The organism is Burkholderia sp. A2, from assembly GCF_001729305.1.
Classification (GTDB): Bacteria; Pseudomonadota; Gammaproteobacteria; order Burkholderiales; family Burkholderiaceae; genus Burkholderia; species Burkholderia sola.
Map to the genome: position 1 here is coordinate 169670 of NZ_LZXX01000105.1, position 20200 is coordinate 189869.

General features: G+C 62.6%; 19 protein-coding genes and 1 pseudogene. 13 read left to right on the plus strand and 7 right to left on the minus strand.

From position 1 onward, the window contains the following. Positions 1–15: 15 nt before the first annotated feature. Together A9Z05_RS21270 and A9Z05_RS21275 are read right to left on the minus strand one after the other, a co-directional pair. The gene (locus A9Z05_RS21270) at positions 16–1068 is read right to left on the minus strand and encodes an aldo/keto reductase (RefSeq protein WP_069620100.1); all 1053 of its coding nucleotides are present in this window, start codon (positions 1066–1068) and stop codon (positions 16–18) included. 124 nt (positions 1069–1192) lie between these two features. Continuing rightward, the gene (locus tag A9Z05_RS21275; protein ID WP_069619803.1) at positions 1193–1783 is read right to left on the minus strand and encodes a flavodoxin family protein; all 591 of its coding nucleotides are present in this window, start codon (positions 1781–1783) and stop codon (positions 1193–1195) included. A gap of 116 nt (positions 1784–1899) precedes the next feature. On the opposite strand from A9Z05_RS21275, the gene A9Z05_RS21280 reads away from it, so the two are divergent. Continuing rightward, complete coding sequence (locus A9Z05_RS21280; protein ID WP_069619804.1) at positions 1900–2805, plus strand: LysR family transcriptional regulator; 906 nt, start codon at positions 1900–1902, stop codon at positions 2803–2805. A gap of 57 nt (positions 2806–2862) precedes the next feature. On the opposite strand, the gene A9Z05_RS21285 is transcribed toward A9Z05_RS21280, so the two are convergent. Next, entirely contained in the window at positions 2863–3756 is an 894-nt protein-coding gene (locus A9Z05_RS21285; protein WP_069620101.1) for a LysR substrate-binding domain-containing protein, read from the minus strand. Positions 3757–3904: 148 nt separating this feature from the next. Between A9Z05_RS21285 and A9Z05_RS21290 the strand changes: the two genes are divergently transcribed. The 4 genes from A9Z05_RS21290 (at position 3905) to A9Z05_RS21305 (ending at position 7533) form a co-directional block, all read left to right on the plus strand. Then, positions 3905–4435, plus strand: a complete 531-nt coding sequence (locus A9Z05_RS21290) for a sugar ABC transporter (RefSeq protein WP_069619805.1) — start codon at positions 3905–3907, stop codon at positions 4433–4435. Then, positions 4428–4754 carry a hypothetical protein gene (locus A9Z05_RS21295; protein ID WP_069619806.1) on the plus strand — a complete coding sequence of 109 codons (327 nt, stop codon included), beginning with the start codon at positions 4428–4430 and terminating at the stop codon, positions 4752–4754. The genes A9Z05_RS21290 and A9Z05_RS21295 overlap by 8 nt, the downstream gene beginning before the upstream one ends. 18 nt (positions 4755–4772) lie before the next feature. Next, positions 4773–5618 carry an MBL fold metallo-hydrolase gene (locus A9Z05_RS21300; protein WP_069620102.1) on the plus strand — a complete coding sequence of 282 codons (846 nt, stop codon included), beginning with the start codon at positions 4773–4775 and terminating at the stop codon, positions 5616–5618. 349 nt (positions 5619–5967) lie between these two features. After that, complete coding sequence (locus A9Z05_RS21305) at positions 5968–7533, plus strand: methyl-accepting chemotaxis protein (protein WP_069619807.1); 1566 nt, start codon at positions 5968–5970, stop codon at positions 7531–7533. A gap of 9 nt (positions 7534–7542) precedes the next feature. Here the strand turns inward: A9Z05_RS21305 and A9Z05_RS21310 are convergent, their stop codons facing one another. Then, a complete protein-coding gene (locus A9Z05_RS21310; RefSeq protein WP_069619808.1) occupies positions 7543–7950 on the minus strand; it encodes a DUF3224 domain-containing protein in 408 nt (135 codons plus the stop codon). An 883-nt stretch (positions 7951–8833) separates the two neighbouring features. On the opposite strand from A9Z05_RS21310, the gene A9Z05_RS35085 reads away from it, so the two are divergent. The 3 genes and pseudogenes from A9Z05_RS35085 to A9Z05_RS38455 all read left to right on the plus strand — a co-directional run. Beyond that, positions 8834–11908, plus strand: coding sequence for a class I SAM-dependent DNA methyltransferase (locus tag A9Z05_RS35085; protein ID WP_176730235.1), 3075 nt, complete (start codon positions 8834–8836; stop codon positions 11906–11908). A gap of 15 nt (positions 11909–11923) precedes the next feature. Continuing rightward, positions 11924–12640 (plus strand): hypothetical protein, encoded by a 717-nt coding sequence (locus A9Z05_RS36350; RefSeq protein ID WP_141723454.1) that lies wholly within the window; start codon positions 11924–11926, stop codon positions 12638–12640. A gap of 252 nt (positions 12641–12892) precedes the next feature. Continuing rightward, positions 12893–13054 (plus strand): annotated as a pseudogene (locus tag A9Z05_RS38455) (methyl-accepting chemotaxis protein); the annotation flags it as partial. Between the two features lie 9 nt (positions 13055–13063). On the opposite strand, the gene A9Z05_RS21325 reads toward A9Z05_RS38455, so the two are convergent. Then, on the minus strand, positions 13064–13471 hold the full coding sequence (locus A9Z05_RS21325) for a DUF3224 domain-containing protein (protein WP_069619811.1): 408 nt from the start codon (positions 13469–13471) through the stop codon (positions 13064–13066). Positions 13472–13736: 265 nt separating this feature from the next. Here A9Z05_RS21325 and A9Z05_RS21330 point away from each other — a divergent pair, with 265 nt between their 5' ends. Further along, entirely contained in the window at positions 13737–14654 is a 918-nt protein-coding gene (locus tag A9Z05_RS21330) for an acetoacetate decarboxylase family protein (RefSeq protein ID WP_069619812.1), read from the plus strand. A gap of 43 nt (positions 14655–14697) precedes the next feature. Next, positions 14698–15948, plus strand: coding sequence for a trans-acting enoyl reductase family protein (locus A9Z05_RS21335; RefSeq protein WP_069619813.1), 1251 nt, complete (start codon positions 14698–14700; stop codon positions 15946–15948). 37 nt (positions 15949–15985) lie between these two features. Here the strand turns inward: A9Z05_RS21335 and A9Z05_RS21340 are convergent, their stop codons facing one another. After that, entirely contained in the window at positions 15986–16864 is an 879-nt protein-coding gene (locus A9Z05_RS21340) for a LysR substrate-binding domain-containing protein (protein WP_069619814.1), read from the minus strand. Positions 16865–16996: 132 nt separating this feature from the next. On the opposite strand from A9Z05_RS21340, the gene A9Z05_RS21345 reads away from it, so the two are divergent. Continuing rightward, positions 16997–17629: an FMN-dependent NADH-azoreductase gene (locus tag A9Z05_RS21345; protein ID WP_069619815.1), complete on the plus strand. Its 633-nt coding sequence runs from the start codon at positions 16997–16999 to the stop codon at positions 17627–17629. Between the two features lie 22 nt (positions 17630–17651). On the opposite strand, the gene A9Z05_RS21350 is transcribed toward A9Z05_RS21345, so the two are convergent. Continuing rightward, on the minus strand, positions 17652–18269 hold the full coding sequence (locus tag A9Z05_RS21350) for a LysE family translocator (RefSeq protein ID WP_069619816.1): 618 nt from the start codon (positions 18267–18269) through the stop codon (positions 17652–17654). 67 nt (positions 18270–18336) lie between these two features. Between A9Z05_RS21350 and A9Z05_RS21355 the strand changes: the two genes are divergently transcribed. Next, complete coding sequence (locus tag A9Z05_RS21355; protein WP_069619817.1) at positions 18337–19260, plus strand: LysR family transcriptional regulator; 924 nt, start codon at positions 18337–18339, stop codon at positions 19258–19260. A 459-nt stretch (positions 19261–19719) separates the two neighbouring features. Next, positions 19720–20052, plus strand: a complete 333-nt coding sequence (locus tag A9Z05_RS21360; RefSeq protein ID WP_069619818.1) for a cupin domain-containing protein — start codon at positions 19720–19722, stop codon at positions 20050–20052. The last annotated feature ends 148 nt before the right edge of the window (positions 20053–20200 follow it).

Genomic DNA, 20200 nt, shown 5'->3' on the forward strand with positions numbered 1-20200 from the left:
GAAGTACCGCCGATCCTATTGCGCCGCGGGTGTGAACGGTGCAGGAATCCGGCCCGCTTCCTGACGCGCGATCATCCAGCCGGGATAGCAGGGCGGTAACGCGCTCACGGCATCGAGACGCGCCAGTTCGTCGTCGGTCAGCACGACGTCGACCGCGCCGAGATTGTCGTCGAGCTGGTCGATCCGCTTGGCGCCGATGATGACGCTCGTGACCGCCGGCTTCGCGAGCAGCCACGCGAGCGCGATCCGCGCGACCGACACGCCGTGCGCGCCGGCGATCGCGCGCATCTCCGCCACGCACGGCCAGGCCCGATCCAGATCGACCGGCGGAAAATCGAAATGACCGCGCCGCGAACCTGCTTCGGTCGACGCACCGGGGCCGAACTTGCCCGACAGCAATCCGCCGGCGAGCGGCGACCACACGAGCAGCCCCATCTGCTCGTCGACGGCGAGCGGAACCAGTTCGCGCTCCACGTCGCGCCCGGCGATCGAGTAGTACGCCTGCAGCGTCTCGAAACGCGTGGCGTGAAGCGCGGCACTCAGGCCGAGCGCCTTGCCGATCTTGCCCGCGCGCCAGTTCGACACGCCGACGTAACGGATCAGCCCCTGCCGCGTCAGATCGTCGAGCGCGCGCAGCGTCTCCTCGATCGGCGTCACGGGGTCGCTCGCGTGAATCTGGTACAGGTCGATATGGTCGACCTGGAGCCGTTCCAGGCTTCGCTGCACCGAATCCATGATGTGACCGCGCGACGCACCCTGGTCGTTGGGGCCCGTGCCCATCACGCCGGCCGTCTTCGTCGCCAGCACGATCTCGTGGCGCGGGACGCCGAGGTCGCGCAGCGCCTGCCCGACCACGCGTTCGGCCTGGCCGAACGAGTAAATGTCGGCGGTGTCGATGAAGTTGACGCCTGCGTCGAGCGCGCGGGCGATCAAACGGTTCGCGTCGTCCTGGCCGACCGCGCCGATCGCCGCCCACATGCCGGCATCCGCGTTGCCACCCATCGTCATCGTGCCGAGGCACAGCTCGGACACATACAGGCCGGTGCGGCCCAATTGCTTGTACTTCATCAGAATTTGCTCCGAGAGCCCCGCCATCGATGGCGGGGGAGGACGTCGATGCAGCGCCCTTCAGAATCGGCCGGACACAATGCGAGGCGTTGACCGGTGGCGCCCCCGCATGAACGTCGGAATGTTAGTTGGCGCGTGATTTGCCGGCCCGCAACTGTCCGGCAATCGCCGCGACGCGCGCGCCATAGCGGCGCGCCGTTTCGAGATCGCCCGGCGACATCTCTTGCGGCGACGCATCGGCCGGCGTCTGCGCCATCGGCGCGATGTAGGCGCCCATGCGGTTCAGGTCGTCGCGCGTCGACGCTTTCAGATTGGCCGGCTTGATGTCCATGCTGACCCAGATGCCGCCGTGCTGTCCGGCCAGCAGAAAGAAGTATTCGAGCGTATTGAGCTTGTCGCCGTTGACGCTTGCGCTATTGGTGAAGCCGCCGAAGATCTTGTTTTGCCATCCGCTGTCGAACCAGACCTTCGACGATGCATCCGCGAACTTCTTGAACTGCCAGCTCGGACCGCCCATGTAGGTCGGCGAGCCGAACAGGATCGCGTCGGCGTCGGCCAACGAGTTCCACGCATCGTCGGCGAGGTGGCCGTCGGCATCGATCGCGACGAGTGCGGCGCCGGCGCCGTCCGCGACAGCGGCGGCCATCCGTTGCGTATGGCCGTAGCCCGAGTGATAGACGACGACCGTTTTTACCGGCGGGTCGAGTTGATCCATGGTGGTTTCCTTTCGTTCGGGTTGTCGTTCGGACGACGTGGGAAACTACTCTACCGAGCCGTAACCGGGTTATAAACGACGACAGATTGAACGTTCCGTTACTTTCCGGATGAACAATGCAGAACCTTGACGCGCTGTTGATTTTTGCCCGTGTCGCCGAAATGGCGAGCTTCACGCGCGCCGCCGAAAGCCTCGGTATTCAGAAAGGACGAGTATCCACGGTCGTCCGTGTACTCGAACGGGACATGGGTGTCGCGCTGCTGCATCGGACCACGAGGCGCGTGCAGCTCACCGAAGACGGACGCGCGTTCTATGCGCGCGCAACCGACCTGCTCGCCGAAGTGCAGGAATTGCAGTCGATGTTCTCGGGGCGCGGTACGTCGCTGCGCGGCAGGCTGCGTGTGGACATGCCCACGGAACTCGCGCGCAGTGTCGTGGTGCCGGCGCTGCCGCAACTGATGGCCGCGCATCCGGATCTGGAGCTGGAGCTTTCCAGTACCGACCGGCGTGTCGATCTGGTTCGGGAAGGGTTCGATTGCGTGATCCGGCTGGGTCCGATCGCCGACGAGACGCTGATTGCCCGGCCGCTTGGCCGGCTGCGCATGACGAATGCGGCGAGCCCCGACTATCTCGCGCGGCATGGCGTACCGCACACGCTCGCCGATCTGCACAGCCAGGGGCACAAGATGATCCACTACACGCTGACGCTCGGCGCGCGGCATCCCGGATGGGAGTATCCGGACGGCGACGGCTATGCGTGGCTACCGTTGCCCAGCGCGATGCAGGTCAACAGCGTGCAGACCTATCACGCGGCGGGGCTGGCCGGCATCGGGCTGATCCAGGCCGGCTATTCGGCGCTCGCGCATCACATCGAAAGCGGCGCGCTCGTGGAGGTATTGCCCGACTTGCGGCCGGAGCCGCTTGCCGCGTCGCTCGTCGTCGCGCATCGGCGCAATCTTTCGCCGCGCGTGCGGGCTTTCATGGACTGGATCGCGGGCGTGTTGAAGCCGTACCTCGATTAGCGGAGGGGGCGGCAGGATTTTCCGAATCCGTGTGGCGATGAACGTCCGGCCACTGCATCAACGTACCGAATCCCGCGCCTCGCCCAGCACCCACTCCGCAAACGCCCGCACCGGCGCCGCACTCAATTCGATCGGCTCGGGCAGCACGAGGCAGAAGTTTTTCGTCACCGCTTTGCCGTCGGGCCAGGGCGCGACCAGACGCCCTTGTTCAAGCTCGGCCCCGATGTAAAGGCGCGGCACCAGTGCGACGCCGAGGCTGGCCAGCGCGGCCTCGATCAGCATCGAATGCAGATCGTATCGCGGGCCGACCGCCGAATTGGTCAGCACGATGCCGGTCTCCTGCGCATAGACCTGCCACGCATCCGGATTCTGCCGCCGGTGAAGGCGCGGCAGCGCATCCAGCGACGGGTTCGCGCCGGCGCCTTCAAGAAGCGCCGGACTGCAGACGGGCACCAGCACCTCTTCCAGCATCGGATGCACATGCATGCCGGCCCAGGCCGGATGCGCGAAATGAATGGCCGCGTCGAAGCCGCTGCCGGCCAGGAGGAACGGTTCCATCCGTTCGGCGATATGCACGGTGACGTTCGGATGGCGATCCTGGAAGCACTTCAGCCGCGGGATCAGCCAGCGCGTCGCGAAGGTCGGAATCGCGGCGATGTCGATGCTCGCGCCTTCGACGGGCTGCCCCATCAGATACAGGCTGTCCCGTTCCAGGCGATCCAGAATCTCGCGCACCTGTACCGCATATCGCGTGCCGTTGGGCGCCAGCCGCACGCGGTTGCCGACGCGCTCGAATAGCGTCACGCCAAGGAATGCCTCCAGCCGGCCGATCTGGCGACTGACCGCGCCCTCGGTGCGCGCCAGCTCGTCGGCGGCGCGGGCGAAGCTGCCGTGTCGGGCCGCGGCCTCGAAGGCCAGGAGCGCGGAATTGCTCGGGATCTTGCGTCGCATCGGGGTCTCGCCGGTCGGAGTGTGTTCGAGCGTCAGCTTGATCAAATATCACTGAAGGCTGACTTTAAGTCGATATCTACGTGGGAGACCGCAGATTAGCATTACGTCACTGCACTGAATATCCCGCATTCGAACGAAGGACAAGCCGATGATCTACACCGTGGAATGCAGCTTCGCCGACCCGGCGAGCGAAGCCGAATGGAACGACTTCTACAGTCTCGACAAGCTGCCGGCCCTCATCTCGGTGGCCGGTTTTCACACGTCGCAGCGGTTCAGCGCGATCAGCGACGGTTGCCCCGTTTATCTGGCCGTTCACACGATCGACGGCCTCGACGTGCTGACCGGCGATGAATATCGGCGCAAGGGCGGCGGCAATTTCGCGCGGTGGCAGCAGCACATCACCGACTGGCACCGCAACCTCTATGGCGATATCGGTCCGGCGCCGGCGGTCAATGCCGACGAACTGCTCGTGCTGAGCGCCAGCGGACCCGACTCGATGATCGAACTGGGCCTCGAGCCGCTGGCCATGCAGGCCGTTGCACTGGAGCAGTGTCCGGCGCGTCGCTGGCTCGCGGTCCTGCCGCGCAGCGATGCGCCGCTTGCCGACAACGTGCCGGACGACCTTGACCTGTACGCACCGATGACGGCGCAACTGACGAAGGCCGCCCGCGATGCCTAACCTGACTTTCCATATCGATGCGGAACGCATGCCGCCTGACGCGCGCCTCGCCGAACTTTCCGGCGACTGCATCGAACTGTGCACGGATGTCCTGCAGGCGGAATTGACGAACGTCCACGTCATTTACGTGGCGGTCCGGCACGGATGCGGGCATCCCGTTTTCGCGGAAATCCGGTATCGCGTGGCGTCGTCTCGCCCGCCCGCGGTCATGAACGCGTTCATGGAGGCGCTGGATCACGCGATCGTTCGCCGCACGGGGCTGACGGCGCGCATCCGTTGCTTCGGTCATGCCGCGCCGGACCTTCACGCCCGGAACTAGCCGCTGCGGAGAAGCATGATGTCCAACGTTACGTTTCCCGGCCGGCGTGTCGGCGATTTCACGATCACCGCGATCAGCGACGGCTACCTCACGGCCAGTCTCGATTTCCTGTCGAATATCGACGCGGCCGACGCTGCTGCGATGCAGCGCGCGGCCGGCCAGCAGCAGCCGTCCGCCGTGCATATCAACTGCTACGTGGTGCGCGGCGCGGGCCGCACGGTTCTCATCGACGCCGGAGCCGGCGGTATCAAGGAATGGGGCGGCCGCCTGATGGACAATTTGCGACTTGCCGATATCGATCCTGTCGCGATCGACACCGTCCTGCTCACCCACGCCCATCCCGACCACGTCGGCGGGCTGGTGAATGCGGCCGGACACGTGGCGTTTCCGAATGCGGAACTGGTCGCGCATCGACGCGAGGTCGAATTCTGGCGGGACGACGGCAACCTGAGCCGCGCCAGCGAACGCGCCCGCGGCAATTTCCGGATCGCGCGTCACGCATTCGACGCTTACGGCGACGCGTTGCGGACCTTCGATGAAGGCGAGGTGCTGCCCGGCATCGCAGCCATACCGCTACCGGGGCATACCGACGGACACACCGGCTATGTGCTCGAATCCGGCGATCGAGGCCTGCTCGTGTGGGGCGACATCGTGCATTTTCCGCATATTCAGATCAAGCGGCCGGACGTATCGATCGCGTTCGACCAGGATGCGTCGCTGGCGGCGACGACGCGTTCGCGGTTGCTGGATCGGGTCAGCGCGGACGGGCTGCTGATCGCCGGCATGCACCTGGGCGAACCCGGGTTCGCGCGCGTCAGGCGAGCGAACGGCGAATACGGGCTGTGTTACGAGACCGACGCGTGACGCGATGCCGGCGATCCGCCGGAAACGCCTGCCGACATGCGCTATAGCGATCGGTGGGCAATGGTGCCGGACGCGTGCGGAAACGGTTGGCCGCGCACCGGGCATCAGCGCATCCTGTCGGCCGACGAGGTTCGTTCCAGGCGCGGCGGCGGCCGGTAGCCGCGCTGCTTCCGCCTTCCCTTGTCGCAATCGTCAAGATTCGCGTCGCGTGCGGATAAAAGCCGCCCGTTCCCGGCGCCGTTAACCCGTTCGCAGCCCCCGCGCCGCGTACTGCGTGATGGCGCGCGTCGTTCGTGTTCCGGAATTCACATCCGCCGCTGGCCGTGCCCGGCCGGCTCAAGGGAACGTCATGCGAAAACAACTCACTATCCGTGGTGGACTCGTCGCGACCATCGCCGGCTATACCGTGCTGCTCGTGCTGGTGGTCGGCGCCTGCATCGCGGCGCTCTACATCGGCAACGGCTCGCTCGAGGCGATGTACCGCGACGACACCGCGTCGCTGCTGCACCTGAAGACCAGCTCCGAGCGAATGCTGGTGCTGCGCGAACGCATGAGCGACGTCGCGCAGATCATCAGCGCCGGCCAGCCGGCGAAAGACGAAGTCGCGCAACTTCACGCGCTGCTCAAGCAGAGCAACGACGAACTGGACGCGTACACGCGTCTGCACGCGCGCGACGCCAGCGAGCAGGCGCTGTTCGATACGCTGCAGAACCATCGTCGCGCGCTGCTCGACCGCGTGTTCCTGAAGGCGCTGTCGCAGCTCGACGGCGACGACGCGTTCAACTTCCTCGACACGCAGCGCACGGCGCCGCCCGCATTGTTCGCCGCCTACCAGGCGGCGATCGACGCGCTCGAATCGTTCCAGGTCACGCGCCAGAAGGCGCGCTACGATGCGGCCGGCGTCAATTTTCATCGGATCGTATGGGGGATGGGGGCGGTCGCGGCGCTGGCGCTCGTCGTCGGGTTCCTGGCGCAGCGCGTGCTCGCGAAGGCGATCATCGAGCCGATCAATCTCGCGGTCGACCAGTTCGAGAAAATCTCGAAAGGCGACCTGACCGGCGCGGTCGTCGTCCCCGGCGCCAATGAAATGGCGTATCTGCTGAATGCGCTGAAGCGGATGCAGGACGGCCTCGTCGAGACCGTGAGCCAGGTGCGCGCGAGCACCGAGACGATCGTCGGCGACGTGCGCACGATCGCGAGCGGCAACGTCGATTTGTCCGCGCGCACCGAGCAGCAGGCCGTGTCGCTGCAGCAGGCGGCCGCGAGCGTCGAGCAGCTGACAGCCGCCGTGCGCCAGAACGCGGACAATGCGCGCGATGCGCGCACGTACGTCGAGGGCGCGGCCGGCATCGCGTCGCGCGGCGGCGAAGCGATGCAGCGCGTCGTCGAGACGATGTCGGAGATTTCGAACAGCTCCACGCGCATCTCCGGCATCGTCGGCGTGATCGAGAGCATCGCGTTCCAGACCAACATCCTCGCGTTGAACGCCGCCGTCGAAGCCGCGCGTGCGGGCGAGCAGGGGCGTGGTTTCGCGGTCGTCGCGACCGAGGTGCGCGGGCTCGCCCAGCGCTGTGCCGCGGCGGCGAAGGAAATTCGCGAGCTGATCGGTCATTCCGCGCGACGCGTCGAAGACGGCAGCGGCCTTGTCGCACGGGCCGGCTCGGCGATGGCCGAGCTCGTCGCGGCGGTCGAGCGCGTCAACGCGATCATGGGCGAAACCAGCCAGGCGTTCGACGAGCAGTCGTCGGGCATCGAGCAGGTGAATGCCGCGGTGATCCAGATGGAGCAGACGATGCAGCGTAATGCCGCGCTGGTCGAGGAGGCGGCGGCCGCGGCGCTGTCGCTCGACGAACAGGGCGCGCGGCTGAGCGCGGCGGTCGCGCAGTTCCGGCTGCGCGAAGCGGCGCTCGCGTGACGTGTACGCTTATTGCGGTGCGTCCGGCAACGTGTAGTCGAAGCGGTACGCGTGCTGGCCGTTGTCGATATCGATGAGCATCGTGCCGGACAGCCCGAGCAATTCGTCCGTTCCGGAATCGGGCACGACCGTGATCGACTGCGTCGGCTGCCCGCGCGTCATGGTGGAGCTGTGCTGCAGCACGAAGCTGCCCTTGCGCCCGCCGAGCACGCCGTGGACGGTTTCCATCGCCACGTAGCCGGCCGAACCCTGAACGCTGCTGCGAAACGCGAGCATTTCGCCTTGGCTGACGGCTTCCAGATCGCCGTGAAAATGCTTGTCCAGCGACATGCGGCCGAGCCCGCTGCTTTCCGCGACGTGACTCAGGGGTTCAGGATTCAGCTTCACTTCGAATGGACCGCGGGCCTGCAGTTTCATTGCTGTTCCCCTTGTTTCCAGCGCCGCCAACGCTCGCGGCCCGTCAACATTTCCATCACTTCCTGCCTGGTGTTAGGCAAAAACACAGTCTTATGCCTACTCGCTGGTTTAAGCGAGAGCCTATGTCCGGCGTTTCGACGGGCTGCTCCGGGTACCAGTTGTTCCCGTGCTGCGGGCTGTGTCCCTTCGATTGACAAGAAGCCCCGCCTCCATCATCTGCGGGGCGAAGTGCCCGCACTTTGGACATCAACGCCAAGTCTTTTTTTTAAGTATTCATTTAATATTGTGCGAACAACTCGAAGTGCGTTGCCGCAGCGCACTTCTGCGTCTATTATGCGCAGATGATATCCAAACGCATTACAACCGCTGATGTCGCGGCTGTTACAGGGCTAACCCGGCATCAGCTGCGCGGACTTCTGGCGGGCCTCCCCGGGTTCGACGAACACGAGAAACGTGCACGCGTCGCACGGGAGTATTCCATCCAGGAACTTGTCCTGCTCGCCGTTTGTTGTGAACTTCAGACGCGCTATGGGCTGCGCCGCGACGCGGTGGCGTCAGTTTTCGAAGAACTGCGGACGATGATGAGCGGTCCCCGGGACGTTGTCGCACATGCACGTCTCCTCATAAACGTACAACCTCCGGCGGTGCGGTATCTTGCCCCATTTTGTTCCGTCGACGACGGTATCGTTTTGCCGGTCGAGCCGATATTTGAGCGCGTCTACAACCACTTGAACAGTGACCCTCGGTATGACTGGGCAGGGCAGCGCTCGCTCGATCTCGGTCCGGTCGCTATAGCCCGATCGACAGCAGAGCCCGCGAGTGCAACTGACAAAAGAGAGAGCGGCGCGGAAAGCCGAATTAGCGGGGTACGTCGGAAATGACATTGGATGATCTCATTCAGGAGCTTAATCTAAGCGGTGTAAATCCCGATAGCTTGGTGCGTCTTGATAAAACTCCTGATCCACGGCATATACGGTACGTTGACTTGATGTCAACTAATCAAGCATCCACTGAAGTCTTGCCAGATGCGGTTGTTGAATCAAGCGGGCAGCCATTTGCCTACGTGATTCGGGGCAACCGTTTGGGAGACTTGCCCCAAGGGGTTCAGGCCCGTTTGGCTGAGCTTGTGCGCGTCCTGGCTTGTCGATCGGATGCTAGGTATCTTTGCGTCGTCCGGCCCGGCGTGCTCGATGTTTACCCCCTCGCCATATTTGAATCGGCTCCCCCTCCGCTCAAACTACGTGACAAGGATGATCGACCGTCTTGGCGAGCGCTGTTGAGCGCCGGTGTTCCGTTATCGAGCAGCACTGCACAAAGCCGCGCTAACGAGAAATGGCTTGAAACTCTCCTTTTTCAGCTTCTCGTTGATGCAGCAAGAGGCATTCAAAAGGCTGCGCCAGGATTTTCGATTCAACAAGTGATCGCCCTGGTTGGGCGAGCATTGTTTTTTCGCTTTTTGGTGGATAGAGGGATCGTGACGGAGAGTAGCACTTCGTCAATTTCTTCTAAAGAACAATCACTGGTGTCGATGTTTGCTGATGCAGCATCGTTGGTCGATACCTGCAGATGGTTGGATAAGACGTTTAATGGCGACTTGCTCTCTCTGGGAGATAAAGACTATGAAGGCTTGATCAGGCTCGCCGGTAAAAATATCGGCACGATCTGCTGGCATCTAACGAACATTCAGCACAGATCGGTCGGTGGGCAACTGCCTCTGGATTGGTCAGGCATCCGCTTTCGTCACGTACCAGTTGATGTTCTTAGTCAGGTTTATGAAGATTTTGCGCATGAATTTGTGCCCGATTTGGCTCGTGCGACAAGTGTTCACTTCACCCCTCGTCAACTTGCTGAAGTCGTGATCGATGGTGCGTTTAGTGCGGTTCGGTCCTGCGCACCTCATTATGCAAAGGTACTCGATCCTTCTGCAGGCGCAGGAGTCTTCTTGGTCCTCGCGTTTAGACGGTTGGTCGCGGAACGCTGGCGGGCGTTCGGCACCCGCCCGTCGCGAACGGATATTCGTCAGATCTTGATGACTCAACTTACAGGTTTCGACATCAATCGCGATGCTCTGAACATCAGTGCTTTGAGTCTGTATCTGGCCGCGCTTGAATTGGATCCGGCGCCGAGTCCTCTGAGTGAGCTTAAGTTTGAAAAGCTGATCGGGAGCGTGCTGCACGTCGTCGATGTTGAAGCGCTCGGAGGAGAAAACGCGGACGATGAGCTTGGAAGCCTGTCCACACGGGTACGTGCGATTTACCAAAAATCGTTCGACATTGTCGTGGGTAATCCTCCGTGGACAGGTCTGAAAGGGGAGGCAGCAGTAGCGCTGAATAATTGTATGACCGGGCTGTTGGCTGACCTCGCAACCCCGTCTCCTGGACTGTCGAAAGTTCCGGACGTCGAATTCTCCTCAGAGTCGCAGTCAATTTCGCGAGAGTCAGAGGACGATGCTATGGTGCCTAGCCAGCTCGTCGCGAGGTATGGTTCGCCCGACGTTGCTTTTCTTCTTGCCTCCGCCAGATGGGCTAAACCGGCTGGGGCGCTAGGCTTTGCCTTGCATGCCCGACTGTTGTTCCAACCGGAAGCGTACGAACTCAGGAGGCGAGTGTTTAGCGCCGTTCGCGTGACGGGGATCATGAACTTCGCCGCACTTCGCCAGGACAAGAAGCTTTGGCCGACGAATAGTGCTCCGTTTATGCTGCTTGTCGCACAGAACGAGAAGCCGGTTGGAGGGGAAAGCTTTTTCTTTGTCAGCCCGAAGCACGAACCTCAACTGGCGGAAATGGGGCAGTTTCGTGTTGATCCATCGGCAGCGATATCGATTCCGCTAAGATTGATTGGAAGCAGCGTATATGCACTGAAGGCGGTCTTCAAGGGCGGTCTCTTAGGGGTGGATCTCTTGAATCGGATTCAGAAGAAAAGTAGTCGCACGGTAGCTCAGCAGCTCGAGTCGGCGAATTTGAAGTTCTGGAGTGGCTATCAACTCGGCAAAGAGCTCAAGAGAACCCAATCGGCTGCTCATTTGGAAGGCTTGCCGCTTGCCACGCTCGCTATGAGATTTAGTGTCCCAAAGCATGCAACACCTTTCGGTCTGACGCATGTGCAGTGGCCTCGCGCGCGTGAGATTTATCGAGGTCCTCTTCTGCTATTCCGCGAGTCACCCAAAAGCGACCGGGCATTGCGTGGAGCGCTTTACGCAGAATCGGATGCCGCATACAGCGAAAGCTTCTTTGGATTGTCATTTCACGGACGGAAAACCCTCAAGCCTCTCGTTGACTTGCTGTACGTGCTTTCATATAGCGATTTATTTTTGTATTATCAATTGCTAACCAGCCCGAAATTCGGTGTTGAACGAGATTCTTCTCTTCAGTCAGACCTCGATGCGTTTCCCTTGGTAGACATCGACGGAGTTGACGGGAATTTGCGTAAAGAAGTGGCCGCGGTCGCAGCGGCGCTACGGTCGGGAGAGGAATGCTGGAACCGAGTCGATTCGGTTATGGCTTCGCTATATGATTTGTCGGCTGCGGACGAGCAATTGATCCAAGATACACTCGCGATGGAGCTTCCGTTCACGGGCACCCGCAAGGGCGCCAGCGAATCCGTCACGCCAGTTCAGTTGCAAGCGTATACGGAGACGTTTAATCGGTTGGTTCGTCCTTTCCTGAAAGGAAGGTGCGAAGACATCGCTTACCCGTCCTTGGAGCAATACATCGATGGTTGGGCTTTTGTTGAAATGCAATCCCCTCATTCGACCGAGGATGCGGATCATGACTCTCCTGTGGCAGATCTCAAGGCGATGGCATCTCTTGCTGGAACATATTGGTCATCGCAAATTTGTGTTCGCCGCAAGGATGGTTCGCAATTGATGGGGCAGCTAAGTCAATCTCGCTACTGGACGCGTACGCAAGCGCGTCTTAGAGCTTTGGACTGGCTGCAGCATGGACCACTCGTCAACTAACAAAGAATAAACCACATGTTTGCGAACCTGGGAACGCCGCCCCAATCAAATATCTACCCGGCGTGGGGCAAAGCGCTAGTGGAAGTTGTTGATTTGGCGATTTGTGAGGCGTGGAAACGTGTCAAAAACAGATGCCCGACGGTGCTAGCGACTGGTGACGAGGATCAGATTACTGACGAATTGAAGACAGAGCTTGTGGCACTGAGAAAAGCTGATTTTCCGCCCGGCTTCAATAATTCGCTATTTGGCGTTCCAACTCGTGATTCGAAAGTGCGAAATTCGTCAGGCACATCTATAGACCCTACACCCGATCTCACCATCTACCCGGCCATACCTCGCCCGGAAGTGAGCGACGACCAGCACGATGCGCTATTCTTTGAATGCAAGGTGCTCGATCGGTCTAGGGGGCTAAGCCTGTACGACAAAAAGGGCATGAAGCGATTTGCTGATGGTTGGTATGCGAGTCGCATGCAGCATGCTGGCATGATTGCTTACGTGCTTGGTGGGACAAATACCTCCCCTGTACCCTGCCTGAAGCGATACCTTGGGAAAACAGCCCGCGGTGAAAGTATGACCAACGGCGATCGGCTTGGCTGCCGATCCTTCCCTCAAAAAGTGATGGATTCCCCGGGCTTGATGGCGTCTGACATTGCTAACACTGTTCATGCTCGGCCAAGTTTGACTATCGGCTCGCATGACATCACGCTAAGACACTTGTGGCTACTTCATTGAGGTGCGCTTGGTTTAACGGTGTCGAAATCAGGTTTCCTATTGAGGCCTTCAGGGAAATTACAGTTTACTGTAGAACAAACGAAACAGTTGCCATTTGCGAAATATAGATGCCCCTTTGTTGGGCTCCGTCGGCCAAGAGATGCACATCCAGCATCCGCAGCGGAGCCTCGACGCCATGCGAGAATTGCACTCTCATCACTATCCTTCGAGTACACGATGGATGAACGTATTCATGCACAAATCGTCGCGGGAGAGCAGGTGAACGCCGCGGTGATCCAGATGGAGCAGACGATGCAACGCAATGCCGCGCTGGTCGAGGAGGCGGCGGCCGCGGCACTGTCGCTCGACGAACAGGGCGCGCGGCTGAGCGCGGCGGTCGCGCAGTTCCGGCTGCGCGAAGCGGCGCTCGCGTGACGGGTGCGCTTATTGCGGTGCGTCCGGCAACGTGTAGTCGAAGCGGTACGCGTGCTGGCCGTTATCGATATCGATGAGCATCGTGCCGGACAACCCGAGCAATGCGTCCGTGCCGGAATCGGGCACGACCGTGATCGACTGCGTCGGCTGCCCGCGCGTCATGGTGGAGCTGTGCTGCAGCACGAAGCTGCCCTTGCGGCCGCCGAGCACGCCTTTGACGGTTTCCATCGCGACGTAGCCGGCCGAACCCTGAACGCTGCTGCGAAACGCGAGCATTTCGCCTTGGCTGACGGCTTCCAGATCGCCGTGAAAATGCTTGTCCAGCGACATGCGGCCGAGCCCGCTGTGTTCCGCGACGGGACTCAGGGGTTCCGGATTCAGCTTCACTTCGAATGGACCGCGGGCCTGCAGTTTCATGACTGTTCTCTTCGTTGAATGGGCAAGCGGCACTATAAGCCAACGCTGCCGACGGTGGCTGATCGTCCATATGCGCGATGATCGTCCTGTTTGATACGCGAAAGGACCGACTTGAAAAGTGCGCCGCCGTAGTCCGACATGTTCCTCTACTCGTCGCCTTGACCTTGAAGTTGACTTGAAGCTTAGAGTGCTTGCCGACGACAGTGAATCGGCAGGCTTCGTATCTCGCCTGTCACTGGTCGACCATCGACGGGAGACAACGAACATGGACAGGCTTTTTACACAGGTCGAATTCGGGCCGCACACGGTCGACGTGCCCGAGGGCGGGTACTACGACCGGTTCCGCATGAATCCGGACCTGGATGTCGTGGCGCGCGATCCCGCCGCGGGGAACATCGATTTTTTCCGGCGGATTCCGAAGCGTCAGGTGATCTCGCGGGTGGGCCCGACCTGGGCGCCGAACTTCTACTATCGTTCCAGCAGCATTCAGCTGCTGTTTCTGGCGCCGCTCGAACGCCTGCGCACCATGCTGCCGGTTCCGCTCGAACCGCTGCGGGCGCTGCCCGGCTACGGGCTCGTTGCGCTGACGTTCTTTTCGTACGCGGTGTGCGACAACGATCCGTATGACGAAGTATCGGTCGCGGTGGTGATCCGCCGGCCCGGCGCGAAAGGCTCGCACGCGCTCGAGCTGATCGACTCGATGCGGCGCCGGAGTTTCTTCGCGCACGTGCTCGCGCTGCCGGTCACGACGGAAATCGCGCGGGTACGCGGCGTGCACGGCTATCAGCTGCCCAAGTGGCTCGCGGATATCGACGTGAGCATCGGCGCCACGGCGCGCGCGCGTGTCGCGGGTCCGGGCGGCCGGCCGGATCTGAGCCTGAGCGTGCCGCTGCCGGTGCTGACCAGCGTGCCGTCGCAATCGCACATGGGCACGACGACGATGGTCAACCGCATCGACGGCGCATGGCATCAGGCGTCGGTGCAGACCAACATGCTGTCGTTCGCGCAGCGCCTGTTGCCGCGCAACGTCGAGCTCGTGCGGCACGGTGGGCCGCTCAGCCAGTTGCTCGACGGGCTCGGCGCATCCACAATCATGCGTCTCGACGTGGTCAAGGATGCGCAACTGGTGCTGAATCTGCCGACGCCGTTGACGGCCTTCGATGAACCCGGAAAGCCACGCTAACGATACGGATGCGTGCGACGTGCGCGCACCGAAGGAGTCGTCCATGCCGCAACCGACCTACGATCTCGTCGTATTCGGCGCCACCAGTTTCGTCGGGCAGATCCTGGCCCGCTATCTGTCCGACTATCTGTCGGACGCCGGTGCGGGCGAAACGCTGCGCTGGGCGATCGCGGGACGATCCGACGCGAAGCTCAGGCAGGTCAGGGATACGCTCGGCGCGGCTGCGCAGACGGTGCCGATCATCGTCGCCGACGCGGCCGACGAGACGCAACTCCGGGCGCTGTGCGCGCAAACGCGGGTGGTGGTGTCCACGGTCGGCCCCTACGCGCTGTACGGCGAGCCGCTGGTCCGGGTCTGCGCGCAGACCGGCACCGACTATTGCGATCTCACCGGCGAAACGCAGTGGATCAAGCGGATGATCGACAAGTACGAGCCCGCGGCCCGCCAATCGGGCGCGCGCATTGTGCATTGCTGCGGCTTCGACTCGGTGCCGTCCGACATGGGCGTGTTCTTCCTGCAGCAACAGGCTCGGCAACAGTGGGGCGTGCCGGCCGCTCACGTGAAGATGCGCGTGAAAACGCTGAAGGGCGGTGCATCGGGCGGCACCGTGGCCAGCGTGATCAACGTGGTGCGAGAAGCGGCTGCCGATCCGGTATTGCGCCGCGAACTGCTCGATCCTTATTCGTTGTGCCCGCAACGTCATGGTTTCACCGTGCGGCAGCATGCGGTTCGATCCGCCGAACTCGATCGCGACTGCGATGCGTGGATCGCGCCGTTCGTGATGGCGGCGATCAACGAGCGCGTCGTGCATCGCTCCAATGCGCTGGCCGGCCATGCGTACGGCAGCCGCTTTACCTATGACGAAGCCGTGATGACGGGCACGGGTCTGAAGGGGCGCATGACCGCGCTGACGATGGTGGCGGGCCTCGGTGCATTCATGGTCGGCGTCCTCATCGGGCCGGTGCGCGGCCTGATGGAGCGCTTCCTGCTGCCGAAACCCGGCGAAGGGCCGAGCGTCGAAGCCCAGCAGGCCGGCCGCTACGATTTGCGCTTCTTCGGCCGCACCGACGACGGCCGAACCTTGCGGGTGAAAGTCACCGGCGATCGCGATCCGGGCTATGGCTCCACCGGCAAGATGCTCGGCCAGGCCGCGATCGGTCTCGCACTCGATTGCAGCCGTGACGGCGTGAAGACCGGACGCGGCGGCGGGTTCTGGACACCTGCGACGATGTTCGACGAACGCTATATCGAGCGTCTGGTGCGCCATGCCGGGTTGCGCTTCGAGGTGATTTGAACGGAGTCCCGCCGGCGATCGCTCGCGGGCGCTACCGCTACACCCGGTTGCGCTTGCCCGCGCCCGTGCGGGCAGCGGTTTCGTCCAGAATCGTCGCGGCGAATTCGACGGCCGCCGGCATCCGCGCGTCGTGCATCATCACGAATTCCATCTCCGGCAGTTCCGGTAAGCCTTCGGGCAATCCCAGTTCACGAAGCGTGTCGTCGAGCGCGCTGCGCGGCACCGGCGCGATCGCGATGCCGGCCCGGGCGAAGGTGCGGATGCCGGTCACGCTGGGGCTTTCGCACGCGATCCGGTAGCGCATGCCGGCCAGCGCGAGCGCCGTGATGGCGGCGCCGCGGTACGGGCACGGATCGGGGAAACACGCGAGCGGCACGTCGCCTTCCGGAAGCGGCTCGTGGCGCGCGAACGCCCAGACGAGCGGCTCGTGCCATAACGTCGCGCCGTGGCCCGAGTGCGAGCACCGGCTGCCGATCACGAGATCGAATTCGCCGTCGGCATGCCGCCGAAACAGGCTGTCTCCGATGTCGACGACCAGATCCAGCCGCAGGCCGCGCCGCGCGGCGCCATGGCGGCGCATCAGGTCCGGCAGCCAGCCGCCTGCAAAGTCTTCCGACACGCCGATCCGCAGCTTGACGTCGGTGGCGTCACCGGTTCCCAGCCTGGCGCGGGCTTCCGCGCTCAGATTGAGCATCGCGCGTGCGTAGCCGAGCAGCGTTTCGCCATGCCCGGTGAGCGTGACGCTGCGCGTGTTGCGCACGAGCAGCGCCTGGCCGACCTGTTCCTCGAGACGAAGGATCTGCGCGCTGACCGCGGACTGGCTGAGGTTCAGCCGACGCCCGGCGCCGGTGAAGCTGCGCACGTCGGCAACCCCAACGAATGTATGAAGCAGCGCCGTGTCGAGGGGAGCATTCATTTATCACCAATCCGGGTTAATTTGATTAATTAATATCGTTTCCGGATTATAGGCCGACCCGATAGGCTGCGAAGCGAAGTGGGCGAGCGCGCATCCGGCGCGCCGTCGTCACTCTTGGCAAGGACCGGCGCCATGACACGCGTGCTCTATATCGAAGGCTCACCCAACAAGGCCCATTCGGCGTCCATCGAGGTATGCAATGCGTTTCTCGACGCGTACCGGCAGGCCCATCCCGACCACGAGATCCGGAAGCTCGATATCTGGGATCTACCGATGCCCGAATTCGACGCCGCCGCGTTGGCCGCGAAATATGCCGGACTGAGCGGCACGGCGTTGACGTCGGAGCAGGTGGCGGCGTGGCAGCAGATCGAGCGGCTCGCGGCGCCGTTCCACGAAGCGGACAAATTCCTGTTCGGCGTGCCGCTGTGGAATTTCAGCATTCCGTACAAGCTCAAGCACCTGATCGACGTGATCTCGCAGAAGGATGTGTTGTTCACGTTCGACGGAACGGGTTTCACCGGCAAGCTGGCCGGGAAAAAGGCGGCGGTGGTCTACGCACGCGGGCTCGCCTATCAGTCGCCCGGGTCGTTTACGCCGGCCGCCGAATTCGATCTGCAGCGCCCGTACATGGAAACGTGGCTCAAGTTCGTGGGCGTGACGGACATCACGGGGATCGTCGTCGAGCGCACGTTGTTCGGCCCGGACGGGAAGGCCGACCGGAGCCGGGCGATCGACGAAGCACGGGCGATCGCACCGACGTTCTGACGTCGCCGGCGCGGGTCGCGTGTCAGCGCCCGCCGCGTGCGATGGCGAGCGCGACGCCGAAGCCCACCAGCAGGCATCCGAACGTGCGATCGATCCAGTGCCGCAGCGACAGCAGGCGATCGCGGACAGCCGTGGCCGAGAAACAGATCGCCACGAGGCTGAACCAGCCGGCATGGGCGGTCGCGATGAATGCGCCGTAGCCGATCTGCACGATCAACGGCGTGTCGGGCCGGACTGCCTGCATGAACAGGCTGACGATGAATACCGTGGTTTTGGGGTTCAGCGCATTGGTCAGGAAGCCCGTGCGCAGCGCGGCCAGATCGGACAGCGGCGCGACGCACGTGTCGGCTTGCACGCTGCCGGCATTCGTCGTGAGCATCTTTGCACCGACGTAGATCAGGTAGATCGCGCCGATCAGCTTGACGGCATCGAAGAGCCACGGCGACTGACGGATCAGGAGCCCGACGCCCAGCAGCGTATAGCCCACGTGGACCGTCACGCCGAGCCCGATCCCGCACGCGGTGAGCACGCCGGAACGACGCGACAGCATCAGGCTGTTGCGCGTGACCATCGCGAAGTCCGGTCCCGGGCTGATGACGGCCAGCAGCGTAATGGTGACTACGACTATCAGTTCGGTCATGGCGTCGTTCCTGCGGAGGAGGTGTTAATGGCACAATCTTATCGATCGTGCCTCATCAGGAAAAACGATGATTTCTGACCAGAATGGTGAGTTTGAATCACAGTCGATTCGGACGAACCTGCCGTCGCTGATGGCGCTGCGCTGTTTCGACGCGGCGGCGCGTCACGAGAATTTCAGTCGCGCGGCGGACGAGCTGTGCCTGACCCATGGCGCCGTCAGCCGCGCGGTGCGCTTGCTCGAGGACGATCTGGGCGTGGCGCTGTTCGAGCGGCGCAGCCGGCGCGTGTTCCTGACCGATGCGGGCCGCACACTCGCCCAGGCCGTCCATGACGGCCTGGGCCTGATGCGTCACGCCGCCCACGCGTTGCGCACCGAGGCCGCCCGTGCGCGGCGTTCGGTGCTGTCGTGCGAGCCGACGCTCCTGATGCGCTGGCTGATCCCGCGCTGGCCGGATTTTCAGGCGCGGCATGCGGGCGTCGATATCCATCTGGCCGCCGCGGGCGGGCCGTTCTCGTTCGACAGCGGTATCGACATGGCGATTCGTCGCAACGATTTCCCGTGGCCGTCGGGGTATCACGCCGAGCATCTGTTCGCCGAACGGGTGGGACCGGTTTGCCGGCCGGACAAGGTCGGTGCGTGGTTTGCGTCGCGGCGCGGCGGACGCGCGTTGAAGCCGGACGCTGCGCTCCTGCATACGCGGACCCGGCCGGACGCCTGGAACGCGTGGGCGCGGGCGGCGAATCAGCCGGCCGCGAACGGGCACGGGCAGCAGTTCGATCATTTCTATTTCAGTCTGCAAGCGGCCGTCGCGGGGCTGGGGGTAGCGATCGGGCCGTGGCACCTGGTGCGCGACGACATCGAAAGCGGTGTGCTGGTTGCGCCGATGGGGTTCGTCGAGGATGGATCGGATTACTACCTGTTGGCCCCCGCGCCAGTGGCGGACGGGAGTGCGCAGGCGGTGTTGTTGGGCTGGTTGAGGGGGATGGTTTGACGCAGGCCGGTACTTCGTCGACGCTCGCTGTCGATATCGATGCCCGAGACAATATTGTCGCTTAAGAGGCAGACGCCGCCTCGAATCGAAATAAAGAACGAATGGCCTTGCCGATGCTTGCTCATGCCAGCCAGCGAACGGAAAATGGGTCGACCGAGACACGTTTGAAAGCTGATCATCGGCATGAACAGCCCTTGTCCCGACGCTGCGCAGGGCGGCAGGATGTTGGCCGGCTTTTATCGAAATGGCGTGTTGCGGCGTGCGTCGCTAAAAGAATGCCGATGCGTGCCTTATCGCTGCAACGAATCGGCGCCGGTGAAATCACCGTCAGTCTTCATCTTTTTGATACGGTTTTTTAACGATGCACGCCAACCCTGGGCGACGTCAGGCTGCGGCGAATATTTCCCGTCGCGTTTAAATCCGCATCCTTTACCCGAAGGTCAACGGCGAGGCGAAGCCATGCAACTTCAAACCGGTAATTTATTCAGCGTCGAAGGGCGGCGCGGCGGCGACGAGCGAATCGACATGCTCGTCACGGGCTCGCGCGTGAACGTCGAGCGAATCGTATCGATGGGGCATGCGAGCCCGGCCGGGTTCTGGTATGACGACCCAAGAGCCGAATGGGTCGTGCTGCTGTCCGGCGCGGCCGTGCTCGAATTCGAAGAGGATGCGACGCGGCTCGATATGCGCGCCGGAGATTACGTACTGATCGAGCCGCATTGCCGTCATCGTGTCGCATGGACGCATGACGAACTGCAAACTGTCTGGCTTGCGATCTATTACGAACGCTGAAGAAAGGATGGGCGTGCGGCACGGTCGGTGGATCAACCCGTGCGCGACACGCCGATCGGGCAAAACCTCGTCAACCGGAGCGGCCATGGAATACCGCCGGTATCGATGCCCCAATCAATGCCCAATTTGCCGGGCAGCGTATTGAATC